We start from the raw sequence: 14,550 nt of genomic DNA on the forward strand, positions 1-14,550 counted from the left end.
GATCTCACGCGCCAAGTCCAAGCCTGGCAAGACGATCGCAACCGAACGACGAAGGGCGTCGACTGGCAATTCACGACCCAACAAGCCCGCGTGAAACTGCGACGACTCTACCCCCAGCTTTTGGTGTGACAAGGGACTAGATCGTCGTCAAACGCCGGATGTGGACCGACGCCGGCGACTCCGAGCGCTTCTGCTTCTCGTTCAGGAGCTCGCGGAGGATTCCCTCCTGCCCGGCCAACTCTGAGACCGCGCTCCGGTGGGCGTTGCCTCTGCGTTGGGCGGCTTCGAACGCGTTGACCCGATCCTTGAGGAGCGCACCTGTCGGGCCGGATGATCCCGACGAGCCGCCTGGCACGGAGCCATCCAACCGGTCGACGTCCCCCTCGTAGGCCGCGATCAGCTGGGCGAGCTCAGCGTCTCCGTAGCTGCGATACGGTCGCGGCGGCTCCGTCTGCAGGTTCCGCCAATAGTTGTAGCCACCCCCCGCCAGTAGCAGCGCCACCAACAGGAGCAGGGGCACGACGTTTCCGCCGTTCCGTTGCGTCTTGGACATGGGCGATCACCTCCCGTCCTCCCCTATCGGCAGATCGGCCGCTTCGAGAAAGCCCTCCAACGCACTGAGCGAAGGAATTCCACCCTGCGCCCCGTTGGCGCGGCAGCTCATCCCCGCCGCCGCGTTGGCCACCTGAAGCAGCCGATCCGGCCCGTGGCCGGCGAGCAGGCCCCAAGCAAAGGCGCCGTGGAAGACGTCCCCGGCGCCGGTGGTATCGATGACCTGAACGGCTCTGGCGGGTGCCTCGAGGCGCTGGCCTTTCCAAAGGCCCACCGCCCCTCGCTCGCCTCGGGTGACGACCGGAAGCAGCGCACCGCGGCGCGTCAGGTCGGCGAGCGCGGCGTCTACCCCGCCCAGGGCATTGGCGAAGCTCTCGGGCACGATCGGGAACGCTGCCACCCCGAGCAACGCCGACGGATCCGGGTCCATGCTGTCGACGTCGACGACCACGGGCAGACCCGAGCTTCGCGCCTGGCAAGCCGCCCAGACGGAACGCTCCAGATCACTGGCATCGACCATCAGCAGCCGGGTGGCTTGGATCTCTTCGGGCACGACTTCATCGGCCGAGACGGCCAGCTCTGCGACCCGGTGCCAGAGAACCGTTCGTTCACCACTCGTTTCGTCGACCAGGATCATGGCGCCGCGACTGCGGACGCCGGGTCGCACCCGAACGCCATCCAACGCAACCCCGGCCTTGCGCAACGGTTCCAGGGCGCGGCGCCCCGCATCATCCTCGCCAACACTCCCGAGCAAACGCGTGCGGAGTCCAAGCCGGGCGCAGGTGAGAAGCGCGGTGGCCATCTGGCCGCCCGGGTGCTCTTCCCAGGAACTCATGGCCATCTTGCTCGCCCAGCCCGGGAAACGCGGAAGCCGTGCCACTTGATCGAGCGAGATCTCGCCGAGCCCCAGAACATCCAGAGCCTTCTCGGATGGCGAAGGGAAGTGCCAGACCGGCTCCCGCCCGTTCACGAGCCGCTCTCGGCGGGCAGCGAGCGATACACGCGTACGCTTCGCATCACGCGTTTCACATAGCGTCGGGTCTGGCGGTAGGGAATCGATTCGACCCAGACATCGTCGGACAGCCCTCCGTCGCGTTTCAGCCAACGGCCGACCGCACCGGGCCCGGCGTTGTAGCTGGCAATGGCCGCCGAAAGCCGGCCGCCGCTCAGCTCCAGCAAGCGGCTCAGGTAGTAGGCACCCAGCTCCAGGTTGGTCGCCGGCAGCAGCAACTCTCGCGGGCGGAGGGGTTCCCGGCCCAGCTCCTTCGCCAGGCGCTCGCCGGTTTCCGGCATGATCTGCGTGAGCCCCTGGGCCCCGACCGTCGACAGGATTTCCGGGCGGTAGCCGCTTTCTTCGCGCATGACGGCGTACACCAGCTCGGGCTCCACTTCGTGGCGAACCGCTGCTGGCTCGAGCGCTGTCCGGAACGCACGCGGCCACGCCAGATGCCAGGCGGCCAGGTCGTCCCCGCGGTCGGGTCCCTGGGCGAGCTGCCAGAGATCGTAATCGAGGATCAATCGCTCCGCGTCGTGGTAGCGCTCAGCCCGGGTGAGCAGCTTTGCAAACGCGATGCGATCAGCCTGCTTGCGAAGACGCACTCGCTCGCGAAGCGCATCGAGTTCGAGGCTCGCCGATTCTCGAAGCCCGGCGTCGACCAGGATCTCTACCCGCTGGCGACGCACGGCCGGCAGTCGACCCGCCGGAGTTCTGCCCGGCATCTGCCCCACCGTCGGCGCAAGACCTGGAAGGTCGAACCCGATCTGGTCGGCTGCGCGCCCCCCGTAGTAGGTGAAGGGCACCTCGCGGGCGAGCTTCGTCAACGCCTGGTTCGCCTGCTCTGGCGCGGTGGCTTGTTGAGAACGGGCGAGCCAGTAGCGCGCGCGCAGGGCGTCGAGCGGATCCGGCGTATCGTCGGCAAGCACGCGGAGGTGTCGCGTCGCGTCGGCCATCCGATCGCCACGGTAGGCCGCCCACGCGAGCCGCCAGCGCGCCTCGTTGCGCTGTTCGGCGGCGGGCGCGTGCTTGGCGACCTGTTCGAAGAGGCTACGGGCTTCCTCGGGTTCGTCATCGTCGAGGAGCGTTCCCGCAAGGAAGCGAGCCCGGGCCGCGAGGGTGGGCGGCGCCGCCTTGGCCACCGCGAGGAAGCCGTGCACCGATTCGGAAATCTTGCCACTTCGCGCCAGTGAGCGCGCATGCCAGAATCGGGAGTCCGGGTCCGGCGGGAGCGCTGCAAAGGCATCGACGGCTTCCGGGTAGCGCCGCAGGCGAAACAACAGGCTTGCGCGGCGAAGCAGCAGAGCTCCGCGAGCCTCCGACTCCGCTGGCGCTAGTGAGAGCGCACGCTTGCAAGCTTCGAGGGCCGCCTCGTTGTGATAAGCCGCCTCGAGCCGGGCCGAACGCTCCGCCCAATCTTCGGCTCCGCGCTGGGGCCGACCAAGCCGGCTTTCGGTGCGGAGCAGCCCGGCTTCGGCCGCTTCGCTCCCCTTCACCGCTGGCCGATCCCTCCACAGCTCCCGGTAGATCGCCGCAGCTTCCGCGAAGCGGGCCTCGGCCTCCCAGGAACGAGCGCCGGCAAGTGCCAGGGCGAACTGTTCGGATTCGTCCTCGGTATGGCCTGCGGCCTCGCGCCATGCCGCGCGCGCATCGGCCAGCTGGCCGAGTGCCTGGTGGGCTTCGGCGATGTCCTGCCAGACGAGGCCGACCACCGGCGAGGCACCATGCCGGTTGAGGAAGGCGTGCCCTGCGGCAATGATCTCAGGGGGTTCGCCGGTCTCTTTCAGGGCGTGGATGCGCAGCTGCTCCGCGTGGTCGGCGACCACCGGCCAACGCTCGCGCACCTCTGCGAACCGCATGCGCGCCTCGGCGGGAGCTCCTTCCTCCAGGGCCCGCAGACCGAGCTGTAAGCCTTCCGCCGGGCTGCTGGGAGCGTCCCTGGCGGCGCCCATCCAGAACAGCCCGAGCCCCGCGGCAAACGGTGCGAACACTCTCAATGCTGCCTGCCCAGACCTCGAACGCGCCACCGACGCCCCCCGTATCCGCAGTGTGAAGGGACGCGAGCCCGTGTCAATGGAGCCGCCAACGGGTTGGGCCCCGTCCGCAGGCGGTCTTCCGGTTCGTCGTGTCATCGCCGTCGCCCTCGGTTAGGTTTCGACGACGTTGCGTGCCTTCAAGTTCGGAGCTTCCTGCGTGATCTCGCGGCATGTCAACCGGCGTGCGCTCGCGCTCCTCTTGCTGTTGCCCCTGGCTTTGGCGTTGGAGGCCCGTGGGGAGAGTTCGCCCCGCGGCCTGTGGGTGCTCTGCGAGGGCTCCCAGCGTGTTCTCGAGCATCCAGAACGGGTCGACAGGCTGCTTGCCGACGCCCGCGCGATGGGTGTGAGCGACCTTTTCGTGCAGGTCTACCGAGGCGGACGGGCCTGGTTCGATTCGAGCCTGGCGGATCGCGCTCCCTACGCAGCGACCTTCCGAGAGGGCGAACGCGACGCGCTCCAGGTGCTGATCTCGCGGGCTCACGAAGCCGGTTTCCGCGTGCACGCCTGGGTGAACTTGCTCTCCTTGGCCGCTCACGCCGAAGGGCCCCTGCTGCGGGATCTGGGCCGTGGGGCAGTCGCAGTCGACCAGCACGGGCGGTCGATCCTCGACTACCCGGAGTTCGAGGTTCCGCAGCCGGACCGCACCCACTATCGGATGGGAACCCCCGCAGTCTGGCTCGACCCTGCGGCTCCCGGCGTGGCTGAGCGCCTCGCAGAGACCCTCACCGAACTCGTGCGTGGATACCCGGGCCTCGACGGCCTGCACCTCGATTACGTCAGGTACCCGGATGTCCTGCCCTACTCACCAGGAACGCGCTTCGGAGTGGGCCTCTCTTTTGGCTACGGCGAGTTCTCGCGGCTTCGATTCCAGCGCGAAACCGGGCTCGCGGCGCCCCAGGGAAAGAGCCTGCTGAACGCCAACCGCTGGGACGACTGGCGCCGCGCCAAACTGACCCAGCTCGTCGCCACGATCGGGCGCAGCGCACGAGCCGAGCAGCCAAGCTTGCGCCTGTCGGCTGCGGTGATCGCCGACCGGGAGCGTGCCTATCTGGTGGATTTCCAGGACTGGGCGAGTTGGTTGGATGACGGCCTGCTCGATTTCGCTGTGCCCATGCTCTACACGCGGGATGCGACGCTCCTTCGCCATGGCGTCGAGGCGCTCTCGGGCCTCGGGGTGCGACGCGAAATCTGGGTCGGGCTCGGCTCCTGGCTGTTTGCGAACCAGCCCGATCAGGCCATGGCCCAACTCGAGCGTGTCGAGAAGGTCGGTGGCCTCGGCAGCGCCCTCTTCTCCTGGGACTATATTGCCGCCCATCCGGCATTGCTGGAAGCGCTGACGCCCGCCCCTGCAGTCGATCCGCCGGTGCCGGCCGTAGCCGATCCCGTTGCCCCGGCTGCCGCGGATCCTGGTGCGCCAGCTGGGACCGCTCAGGCTCCCGCGCCTGAGCTGGATCGCGAGGGGGGTCTCCCTTCCGAGTGACATCTTGGATGAGGGATGACGCCTCAGAGGAAGCCGTGAACTCGACGATCGATGATGAGTTCGACTACGAGCTCCCCGAAGCGTGCATCGCCCAGATCGCGGCTGAGCCGCGGGACGCCGCCAGGCTGCTGGGCCTGGAACGGAAGAGCGGAGAACTTCGCCATGGCCTGGTGAGCGACCTTCCGAACTGGCTGCGCGCCGGCGATCTGCTCGTGGGAAACGCAACCCGAGTCGAGCCGGCGCGGATGCGCGGCCACAAGGCCAGTGGAGGTGCGGCGGAAGCGCTCCTCCTGGGTGCTGCGGAGGGCGATGGCTATCGCGCATTGGTGCGCTGCTCGGGCCGGCTTCGCGTCGGCCTCGAGCTCGTCTTCGAGCGCGACGACCGAACGTGCACGGCCCGTGTCGAAAGCGTTGGCGAACGAGGCGAAGCCGTCCTGACGTTCGAGCTGGCGGAGGGCGAGAATCCCTATGGGTTCGGCGAAACCCCGCTGCCGCCCTACATCCGGCGTGCCACAGCGGACGCCCGCGATCCGGCTCGCTACCAGACCGTCTATGCCCGCAGCCCCGGTTCGGTCGCAGCCCCCACCGCGGGTCTGCATCTGACTCGCGATCTCCTGGCCCGGCTGGGCGAGGCCGACGTCGCGTGGGCCGAGGTGATCCTCCACGTGGGGCCCGGCACGTTCCGCCCCATCAGCCCGGAGAGTCTCGAGACGGGCGAGCTGCACGCAGAGCCCTACGAGCTACCGGATGCGACGGCTCGGGCGATCGAGGCCACCCGCCGCAGAGGAGGCCGGGTGATCGCGGTCGGGACCACCAGCTGTCGTGTGCTCGAAAGCTGCGGCCGTGAAGATGGCTGCGTCGATGCGGGCCGCGGCGAAACGAGGCTCTTCTTGCGGCCGGGTTCCCGCTTCCGGATCGTGGACGGGCTGCTGACGAACTTCCATCTTCCCAGGTCCTCCCTGTTGCTGCTCGTGGCCGCATTCGCCGGGCGAGACCACGTGCTGCGAGCCTATGCGGAGGCGATCGAAGCCGGCTACCGCTTCTATTCCTACGGCGATGCGATGCTCATCCAGTGAACCCGCTCCCTTTCGAACTCCAGGGCCAGGACGGAAACGCCCGAACAGGCCGCCTCACGACTCCCCACGGCGTCATCCAGACGCCCGCCTTCATGCCAGTCGCCACCTATGGCGCGGTTCGAGGGGTCGACGCGGTCGATCTGGAGAACCTGGGGGCCGAGATCGCGCTGAGCAATACCTATCACCTGCACGAACGGCCGGGGGAGGCGGTGATCGAAGGCCTCGGTGGTTTGCACGGTTTCACCGGCTGGCATCGGCCTTGGCTCACGGATAGCGGCGGCTTCCAGATCACCTCGCTCTCGGATCGCGTGAAAGTCGACGAAGACGGTGTGACGTTCTCATCGGCCCTCGACGGAACGCGGCGCCAGCTGACGCCCGAACGTGTCGTCGAGATCCAGGCCGCGCTGGGCTCCGATATCGCCATGGTGCTCGATGAGTGCGTACCCGAGGCGGTTGCCGATCCCGCGAGAGCAGCCTCGGCCCAGGCCCGGAGCCTTCGCTGGGCGGAGCGCGCCCGGCGCTCCCACGTGCGCAAGGACCAGGCCCTGTTCGGCATCATCCAGGGTGGCGCGACGGCCGCCCTGCGGCGGGAGAGCGCCCGGGAGACCGCGGCTCTTGGATTCGACGGCTATGCCCACGGCGGGCTCGGCCTGGGCGAAACGAACGACGACCGCCGCGAAGCCATCTGCGAGGCCCAGGCTGAGCTTCCGGACGCACGCCCCCGCTACTTGATGGGTCTCGGCAAGCCCGAGGATCTGGTGCGTGCCATCGATTGTGGTGTCGACCTGTTCGACTGCGTCGTACCGACGCGCCATGCGCGACATGGCCTGCTGTTCACCAGCCAGGGGCAGATCGTGGTGCGCAACGCGCGCTTCGCAAGGGACGAAAGCCCGCCCGATCCCGACTGCGATTGCCCGACGTGTGCCATGCATAGCCGGGCGTTCCTTCGCCACTTGCTCCGGAGCGGCGAGAGCCTCGGTGCCCGGTTGGCGAGCCTCCACAACCTGCGCTTCACGCTGCGGCTGATGGAACGGGCACGCGACGCGATCGCGCGGGGGCAATTCACCGCTCTTCGCGATGAGATCATCGCCCTGGCGGATCTCCGCCTCGGCTAGCGGCGACCCGGCCTGCCAAGGCCCCAAGAACGTGGAGCTTTCCTCAAGTTGGAATCGGGGAGCGCCGAATCCGGCTGCAGGAGGAGAGCGTTCCAAATGGCCGGATTGCAGCCGCGCCCTTCCATCAAACTGACGCCCAGGCTGCCGACGTCCGGCCTGGCTGCGGCTGCCGTCGGCGGGGTCGCCCTTGCCTTTTCCGCGGCTGGCTTCCCGTTTTGGATCACGGCTCTCTGGGTGCTCATCGGTTCGGCCGGAGCCGGCTGGGTGGAGCTCCGCAACGCGGCGCCCCTTCGCCAAAGCGCGACCCGCGCCATGTCCGTGGTGGAACGCCTTGCCGAGACCGGACCTGCTGCCATCGAAGCGGAAGAACTCGATGATCTCGGCGAATTCGGCGAAGCCCTGGGCCGCTTCATCGGCGGGCAGCGAACCCTGGATGCATCGGTGGAGCGTTTCCTTCAGACCCTTCAGGTCCTCCCCGCGCAGATTGCGGAGAGCAACCGCGAAGTGGATGAAAGTGGCGAGGCGATCAGCGAATCGGTCGAGGAAGCGGCTTCTCTCCTGGCGCATATCAACACCTCGATTCGAAGCATCAACGAGGAAGTGGACAGCTTGTCGCGCTCGGCGGAGGAAGCTTCGGCTTCGATCCTCGAGATGGGAAGCACCAACGAAGAGGTGGCGCGGATCGCCGGCTCCCTTCATCAGGCCGCTGATGCCTCGACGACCGGTGTCCATCAAATCAGCGCGAGCATCCGACAGGTGGCCGATAGTGCCGACACCGTGCAGTCGATGGCGGAAGACTCCGCTTCGGCCATGGTCGAGATGGATCGTGCCATCCAGGAAGTGTCGACCCACGTCGCCGACGCCGCGGAACTCACGGATCGTGTGAGCACGGGAGCCCAGGAAGGCAGCGCTGCCGTGACGGCAACGATCGATGGCATCGCCCAGATCCGCGATCAGACCCAGGGCGCCAAGGCCGTGCTCGAACGGTTGGCCTCGCGGATCGGTGAGATCGGTGAAATCGTCAACGTGATCGGTTCGATCAACGACGAGACCAACCTGCTCTCGCTGAACGCCGCCATCATTGCCGCCCAGGCGGGTGAGCAGGGCAAGGCATTTGCCGTCGTCGCCAACCACGTGAAGATCCTGGCCCAACGCACGGCGTCCAGTACCGGTGAGATCGAAGCCCTGATCAAGGCGGTGCAGGACGAATCCGGGAATGCGGTCGAAGCGATGGCGGTGGGCATCCGATCGGTCGAGACGGGCGTAGAACGTTCGCGAAAGGCGGGTGAGGATCTCTCTCGAATTCGGACTTCCGCGAAGGACGCGAGCGCGCGGGTTAGCGAGATTGCTCGGGCGACGACCGAGCAGAGCCGCAACTCGAAGCACGTCACCGAGGCCGTACAACGCACCTCCTCGATGGTGCAGCAGATTTCGACGGCGATGATCGAACAATCCGGTGCGGGCCAGACCCTGCTTCGCAATGCAGAGGAATCCTTGGAGCTATGCCGTCAGGTGCACCGCTCCACCGAGGAGCAGCGTGAATCGGGCCGCTTCATCACGGAAAGCATCAGCGCCATCGGCGAGATGATCCGTTCGATCCAACAGAACACCGAAGGGCATGGCGTTGCCAGCGGTTCCATGTCCGGCGCGGTCAATCAGATCCTCGAGGTGGCGCGGAAGCGCGGCACCGGCACCCAGGCCCTCCAGGAGCAGCTCGGGCGGCTCCACGCCGAGGCGCTCACGCTGGCCGACGCAACACGAGGCGAGAAGAGCTGAGGAACCGGCGGGCGGGCTTCAGCCCTGGCGCCGGGCTTCATGGGCGACGGCCAGGCCCGCGAGATACGGCAGGTCCTCGCCGAGAGCGCTGGCCTCGATGCGAAGCTGTTCGCCCACCGCGGGCCAGGTCCGTTCACGGACCTGCTCGCGAACCGGGACGAGGCAGAGATCCTCGCCTGCGGCCGTGACGATCGTGCCCAGCACTACGCATTCCGGCGCCAGTGTGAATGCCAGGTGGACGATTCCACGGGTCAGGTAGTCGTTGAAGCGCGCCATCTCGGAAAGCGCGAAAGCATCGCCCTCTCGGGCAGCTCGTACGAGATGCTCGGGCCGTGGGGAGCCGTCTGGCCCCGCCAACAGCGCGACGCGACTGGTTTGGGGCGTGATCCGCGCCAACCGCTCGGCCCACGCCGCTCCGCCGATATACGCTTCCAGGCAGCCGCGTTTACCGCAGTGACAGAGTTCGCCATCCCACTCGATCGGGATGTGCCCGACTTCCCCCGCGCTGCACGCCACGCCCCGATGAATCCTCCCGCCCAGGATGAGCCCAGCACCGACGCCGGTGGACATGGTGAGGTAGACCATGTGCTGGGTGCCCTGCCCGGCCCCGTAGTGCCATTCCGCCAGCGCCGCGGCGTTGGCGTCATTGTCGAGCTGGACCGGGCAGCCGAGCTCGGCCTGGAGCAATTCGCGCACCGGCGCATGGTCCCAATGGGGCAGATTGGGAGGCGTCAGGACCTCGCCCGCTTCCACGTCGACGGGGCCGGCCACGGAGACGCCGACGACCCCCAGATCCCGAGGCGAGGCGCCGTGCTCGGCCATGAGTTGCCGGAGATCTTCCGCCATTCGGCGCAGATCCGTTTCCACATCCTCCGAGGGCTCGGTCGGACGGCGGCTGCGGGCTGCGATGGCTGCGGCTGCCCCTCCGCCCGTGTCTTCCGCCAGGGCGTAGGCCGTCTTGGTGCCGCCTATGTCGATGCCTGCGAGCAGCATGGATTCTGGCCCTCCCTGGATGGAGGGCGCAGGCTAGCAGCCCACGCCGGCGACGCGGGCCAGATGGGCCCCAGCTCAAGTTCGCGCCGAGCGACGCCGATCCGGAAAAGACAAACGCGTGCCGCAAAGTGCGGCGTGATCTGCACCACAGAAAGCCCGCGACCCGGGGGAACCATGTCCAGCCTGATTCAGCGCTGCAGCCAACTCGGCTTCGCGGTCGCCCTTCTAGGAATACTCGGCGGCTGCGCCATCGATCTGAAGGATCCCTACAACGATCGTGCTCGTCTGCGGGAGACCCAGCGGGAATTCACTCAGTACATGCGTTGGGGGCTGATCGACAAGGCGGCCCAGTTCGTGGTCACGGAGCAGCGGGCCAAGTTCGAAACCCTTGCTCCGAGCCTGACCGAGCTGCGGCTGACCGACCACGAGACGCTGAGCGTCGAATCCGTGGACGAGAACCACGCCAAGGTTCTCGTGCGCTTCCGCGGCTATTCGATGAGTTCACCGATCGAGCGCACCATCGAGATCCTGCAGGACTGGAGCTTCGATGAGACCACCCGCGTCTGGATGGTCTCCCTCGAAGTCGATCTCCTGCGCAGGGCATTGGGAATCGCCTCACGGTGAGTGCTGAAGCTGTGGCATCGGGCGCAGCCAGGTCGGAGGTCGCTGAGCCGGAGACCCCTCCGGTAGAGCTCCCGGAGATTCTCGTCGTCGACGACGTACCGATGTTCGTCGAACTCGAATCCATGTTCCTTTCCAGTTGCGGGAGCATTCGGACGGCCAGTTGTGGCAGCGAAGCCCTGGAGGCCGTCGCCACCCGCCCGATCGACGTGGCCGTTCTGGACTTCCGTCTACTGGATACGACTGGCGACGCCTTGTGCCGCGAGCTGCGTGAACTCACAGGCGATGCCTCGCTCCCCGTCATCCTCGTCTCGAATGGAGACCCGGAAGAGCACGCGTTGGCCGTTCGTGCGGGCGCCAGCGATGTAATCAGCAAGCCCGTTTCCCGGACCGCCCTGGTGGATGCCGTCTCGCGAATGCTGGTACCCGGCGGCCCGCGCGGCCTACCGCGGATTCCGTGCGACACGCCTGCCCGCCTGCAGGGGGCCGAGCGGGAGATCGAGGGTCGCGTGGTGAACCTTTCCCGGGGTGGTCTCTTCGTCCATGCCGAATGGCTCCCGCCGCAAGGCGCCGAGTTCACGGTCGAGTTCACCCTGCCCGACGAGAACAAGCCCCTGGCTCCGACGGCCAAGGCGGTGTGGCGACAGCCGGGCCGTGCTCGCAGCGTTCAAGGTTTTGGGATGCGATTTCTCGAACTCGATGGCGCCACCTTGAACACGCTCGATGGCTACGTCCACGAGCGATATTCCCCGGGCACGGTCGACGCCTGGGCGGGAGCGGTTCGATGAGTTTCAAGGTCGGACTGCTGATGCTCGCTCTGCTGGTTCCCGCCAGCCTGGCGAGCGCCGGAACGTGGAGCGAGGACGATTCGGCCCGTTGGACCGAGATCCTCGACGAAGCCCACGCTTCCCTCCTTGCTGCGCGTTCGCGCGTTGCCAAGGCCGAATACGCGTACCAGGATTGGCGCCAACGTCACCGACCTCGCGGCGCAAAGAAGGGCGAGCTGGTCGCCGAGATCGATGAGGCCAAAGCCGCCCTCGAGGACGCCGAGGTTCGTTGGCCCGAGACGCTCGAGAAAGCTCGCACGGCCGGCGCACCTCCCGGCCTGCTACGCCGTTACGAAGCCCCCGCGAGCCCCTGACGAAGCTATCGACCTTCGAGGAGGTCGTCTTCCCGGACGAAATCGTTGGAGTTGATCTGCAGGTGGGGAGACGGGAACACGACCATCAGGACCTCGTCGCCCTGACGGACCACCGTACTCATCTGGGTGATGTTCTTGCCCTTGCGAACTGAGCGGACTTGCTCGACCACGATCGGCCCGTCCCCGGTTCCCGCAGCGGGAAGCTGAATCGTTGCACCGTCGACTTCGACCGTCGCCTGATAGCCCGGTGCGGATCCCGGTCCAGTTGCCGACGGATGGCCATTCCGCGCCGCTGCCGTTGCGAGCCGCTCCGCGTTGGAGAAGCTGATGATCTTCCGAAGGTGTTCGCTTCTCTCTTCCAGGCGCGCAATCTGCTCCTCGGCCGCCGCAAGGTGGGTTGGCGAGAGCCGGGAGTATTCTGAAAGCGGCTTGGTATCGACCACATCGGTCGCCTCGCGACGGGCTTCGGGAACCCGTTCAAGATCGTCCGTGAACGCCAGGCTTCCATCGGCCGCGGTGTAGCGATAGGCCGTCCCTGCACTCGCCGGCGCGGCCGCCAACGCTACGAGAGCGATCCCCAGACCGGTACGGATCCACACGTTTCTACTCAGCATGTCCAGCTTCTCCTGCATTTACCGTTAGTGGATAGTGCCTTTACGGTGACAAAAAGTGTCACTTTTTCGCACCCTTGGCACCCCACTCCACATGCAGTTTCGACGCAATGCGTGAGCAGCTACCCCATTTGACTCCCCGTGAATCCACGCCTAGTCTGCGCATCCCAGATTTGTTGCGGGGTGGAGCAGTCTGGTAGCTCGGCGGGCTCATAACCCGCAGGTCGCAGGTTCGAATCCTGTCCCCGCTACCATGTAGGCCCTCGGAATCGCACGCGGTTCCGGGGGCTCTTCGTTTCCAGGTACGGGGCGGGGACCGGAATCGAGACCGGATGCGCCAGGGGCCAGGGGCCTGGCGTGGTGGTGGGGACCGGAATCGCCGCCTCGCACCCGCCGTAGGCTCTCTGTCACTCCCTCACCTGGGCACCCACGCGACACCCACCTTCGCGCACCAAGGCGACATCACCGAGCCAATCGATGCGTCGCCTCGTGGTACCCGCGCCGGCTTGTGTCAGGTGGAACCACGTCGAATGTGCTGCGAGGACCGGTTCGGGTCGCGACGAAGCGGCTCAGTCGACGGGGCTCACGCGACATCCGAAGCCTCCTCGCGGAACGGGCCCGAGCTCACAATGCGACCACGATCGAGCCGATAGATGCGGTCACAGTACCGTACGGTCGTGAGGCGATGGGCGATGATGACGAGCGTTCTGTCGGCCTTGAGGCGCCCGATCTCCTCGACGATTTCGCGCTCGCTGGCCGGGTCGAGGGCGCTCGTGGCCTCGTCCATCACCAGCACGTCGCGTCCGTGATAGAAGGCACGGGCCAGCGCCACGCGCTGTTGCTGTCCCCCCGAGAGGCGCGTGCCGCGCTCGCCGACGGTCGTGGCGAGCCCCTTCGGAAGCTCTCTGACGAGATCGGCAAGACGCGCCTGCCGGACCGAGTCCGACAGGCGCCGCTCGTCGATCTCCGCGTTGGGTACTCCGAGTGCGATGTTGCGTCGAAGCGTGTCGTCGATCAGGAAGCCGGTCTGGGGCAGGTAGGCGACCTGGTCCAACCACGCGCGGGTATCCTCGCACAACGGTCGTCCGTTGAAGAAGACCTCGCCCTGCTGCGGTACGAGGAGGCCGAGCATGATGTCCATGAGGGTCGTCTTGCCCGATCCCGAGGGCCCGACCAGCCCGATCGATTCCCCTCGGCGAAGCACCAGATCGATGTCCGACACGGTTGCATGCGCTGCCTCCGGGTAGCGGAAGCCCACGCCGCGGAATTCCAGGGTTTCGAGCGGCTCGGGGTCGCGCGCGCGGTTCGCGCTGCGGCGAGCCGCCGGCATGGACTCGGCGCGAGCGAGATCCCGACTCAGGGACTCGACTGCGTGACGAGAGAAGCGCAGCTGGCTCAGCCCGCCGAGCAGCAGGTTCGTGGACGGCACGAGGCGCAGCGTCGCTGCGCCGAACATCGCGAGAAGCGGCGCAACGCGGATCAGCCCTTCGCCGCGCATCTCGGCGAAGAGCACGATGGCTACGACGAAGGTGATCAGAAGGGTCTCGACCAGGTAGCGTGGCGCGACCTGCAGGATCTGATAGCGTGCCGCGGCCTCCGCCGCACGGCTCGCGCCCTCTCGAACCTCTGCGAGGAAGTGCGGCTCCCAGCCGAGCACGCGAATCTCCCGGAGGCCCTCGAGCCCCTGCTGTACGCCGCGGTACATCTGGACGTTGGCGTTCGCAATCTCGGTGCCTGCTTCGCGGATTCGTCGGCGGAAGAGCCGGTCGTAGGCGAATCCTGTGCCGCCGAGCAGTCCGACCAGGAGGGCCAGGGCTGACGGGCTCGCCCAGGCCAGCAGGCCCAGCACGGCGAGAGTGACGCAGCCTTCGGCCGCCAGACGCAATAGCACGAGCAGACACTGCGTCGAGAACTGGCTCACGTGGCCGAGCACCGACTGCATGGATTCCGTGCTGTGACGGAGCAGGTGGAGCTCGTAGGGCGTGCTCTGAAAGGACTGCATCAGACGCGTGCGGAGTGGGGATGTCCCAGAACCGGTTGATTTTCTGAGAGTTTGAGAGCGGCGGCTCCTTCACCCTCCGTGTATTACGGAGGGGGTCACTACACCAAGAAGGAACCGCCACCATGACCAAGCATGCCAAGAAGTCCGATCATC

At 67.0% G+C, this 14,550-nt stretch carries 13 protein-coding genes and 1 tRNA gene; 8 read left to right on the forward strand and 6 right to left on the reverse strand.

Annotated elements, in window-relative coordinates:
• Positions 1–136: 136 nt before the first annotated feature.
• Genes GY937_16155 through GY937_16165 form a run of 3 tightly spaced genes read right to left on the reverse strand, consistent with a single transcriptional unit; the run spans position 137 to position 3,537 of the window.
• Positions 137–553 (reverse strand): hypothetical protein, encoded by a 417-nt coding sequence (locus tag GY937_16155; GenBank protein ID MCP5058238.1) that lies wholly within the window; start codon positions 551–553, stop codon positions 137–139.
• Between the two features lie 6 nt (positions 554–559).
• Complete coding sequence (locus GY937_16160; GenBank protein ID MCP5058239.1) at positions 560–1,522, reverse strand: hypothetical protein; 963 nt, start codon at positions 1,520–1,522, stop codon at positions 560–562.
• On the reverse strand, positions 1,519–3,537 hold the full coding sequence (locus GY937_16165) for a lytic transglycosylase domain-containing protein (GenBank protein MCP5058240.1): 2,019 nt from the start codon (positions 3,535–3,537) through the stop codon (positions 1,519–1,521). Before GY937_16165 ends, GY937_16160 begins: the two co-directional genes overlap by 4 nt.
• Positions 3,538–3,739: 202 nt before the next feature.
• Between GY937_16165 and GY937_16170 the strand changes: the two genes are divergently transcribed.
• From GY937_16170 to GY937_16185, 4 genes are all read left to right on the forward strand, one after another.
• Complete coding sequence (locus GY937_16170; protein ID MCP5058241.1) at positions 3,740–5,062, forward strand: family 10 glycosylhydrolase; 1,323 nt, start codon at positions 3,740–3,742, stop codon at positions 5,060–5,062.
• Between the two features lie 8 nt (positions 5,063–5,070).
• Positions 5,071–6,138, forward strand: a complete 1,068-nt coding sequence (queA, locus tag GY937_16175) for a tRNA preQ1(34) S-adenosylmethionine ribosyltransferase-isomerase QueA (GenBank protein MCP5058242.1) — start codon at positions 5,071–5,073, stop codon at positions 6,136–6,138.
• Positions 6,135–7,253, forward strand: coding sequence for a tRNA guanosine(34) transglycosylase Tgt (gene tgt / locus GY937_16180; GenBank protein ID MCP5058243.1), 1,119 nt, complete (start codon positions 6,135–6,137; stop codon positions 7,251–7,253). The genes queA and tgt overlap by 4 nt, the downstream gene beginning before the upstream one ends.
• Before the next feature lie 96 nt (positions 7,254–7,349).
• Complete coding sequence (locus GY937_16185) at positions 7,350–9,029, forward strand: hypothetical protein (protein ID MCP5058244.1); 1,680 nt, start codon at positions 7,350–7,352, stop codon at positions 9,027–9,029.
• An 18-nt stretch (positions 9,030–9,047) separates the two neighbouring features.
• Here GY937_16185 and GY937_16190 read toward each other — a convergent pair whose 3' ends face one another.
• Positions 9,048–10,022 (reverse strand): ROK family protein, encoded by a 975-nt coding sequence (locus GY937_16190; protein ID MCP5058245.1) that lies wholly within the window; start codon positions 10,020–10,022, stop codon positions 9,048–9,050.
• Between the two features lie 174 nt (positions 10,023–10,196).
• Here GY937_16190 and GY937_16195 point away from each other — a divergent pair, with 174 nt between their 5' ends.
• The 3 genes from GY937_16195 to GY937_16205 are packed head-to-tail and all read left to right on the forward strand — an operon-like array spanning position 10,197 to position 11,784.
• Positions 10,197–10,646, forward strand: a complete 450-nt coding sequence (locus GY937_16195) for a hypothetical protein (GenBank protein ID MCP5058246.1) — start codon at positions 10,197–10,199, stop codon at positions 10,644–10,646.
• The gene (locus GY937_16200; protein ID MCP5058247.1) at positions 10,643–11,431 is read left to right on the forward strand and encodes a response regulator; all 789 of its coding nucleotides are present in this window, start codon (positions 10,643–10,645) and stop codon (positions 11,429–11,431) included. The genes GY937_16195 and GY937_16200 overlap by 4 nt, the downstream gene beginning before the upstream one ends.
• Positions 11,428–11,784, forward strand: a complete 357-nt coding sequence (locus tag GY937_16205) for a hypothetical protein (GenBank protein ID MCP5058248.1) — start codon at positions 11,428–11,430, stop codon at positions 11,782–11,784. The genes GY937_16200 and GY937_16205 overlap by 4 nt, the downstream gene beginning before the upstream one ends.
• A 5-nt stretch (positions 11,785–11,789) precedes the next feature.
• Here the strand turns inward: GY937_16205 and GY937_16210 are convergent, their stop codons facing one another.
• On the reverse strand, positions 11,790–12,398 hold the full coding sequence (locus GY937_16210; GenBank protein MCP5058249.1) for a hypothetical protein: 609 nt from the start codon (positions 12,396–12,398) through the stop codon (positions 11,790–11,792).
• A gap of 174 nt (positions 12,399–12,572) precedes the next feature.
• On the opposite strand from GY937_16210, the gene GY937_16215 reads away from it, so the two are divergent.
• A tRNA-Met gene (locus GY937_16215) sits at positions 12,573–12,649 on the forward strand.
• Positions 12,650–12,978: 329 nt separating this feature from the next.
• On the opposite strand, the gene GY937_16220 is transcribed toward GY937_16215, so the two are convergent.
• Positions 12,979–14,397 carry an ABC transporter ATP-binding protein gene (locus tag GY937_16220; GenBank protein MCP5058250.1) on the reverse strand — a complete coding sequence of 473 codons (1,419 nt, stop codon included), beginning with the start codon at positions 14,395–14,397 and terminating at the stop codon, positions 12,979–12,981.
• Between the last annotated feature and the right edge of the window lie 153 nt (positions 14,398–14,550).

This window comes from bacterium (assembly GCA_024228115.1).
Lineage (GTDB): Bacteria > Myxococcota_A > UBA9160 > UBA9160 > UBA6930.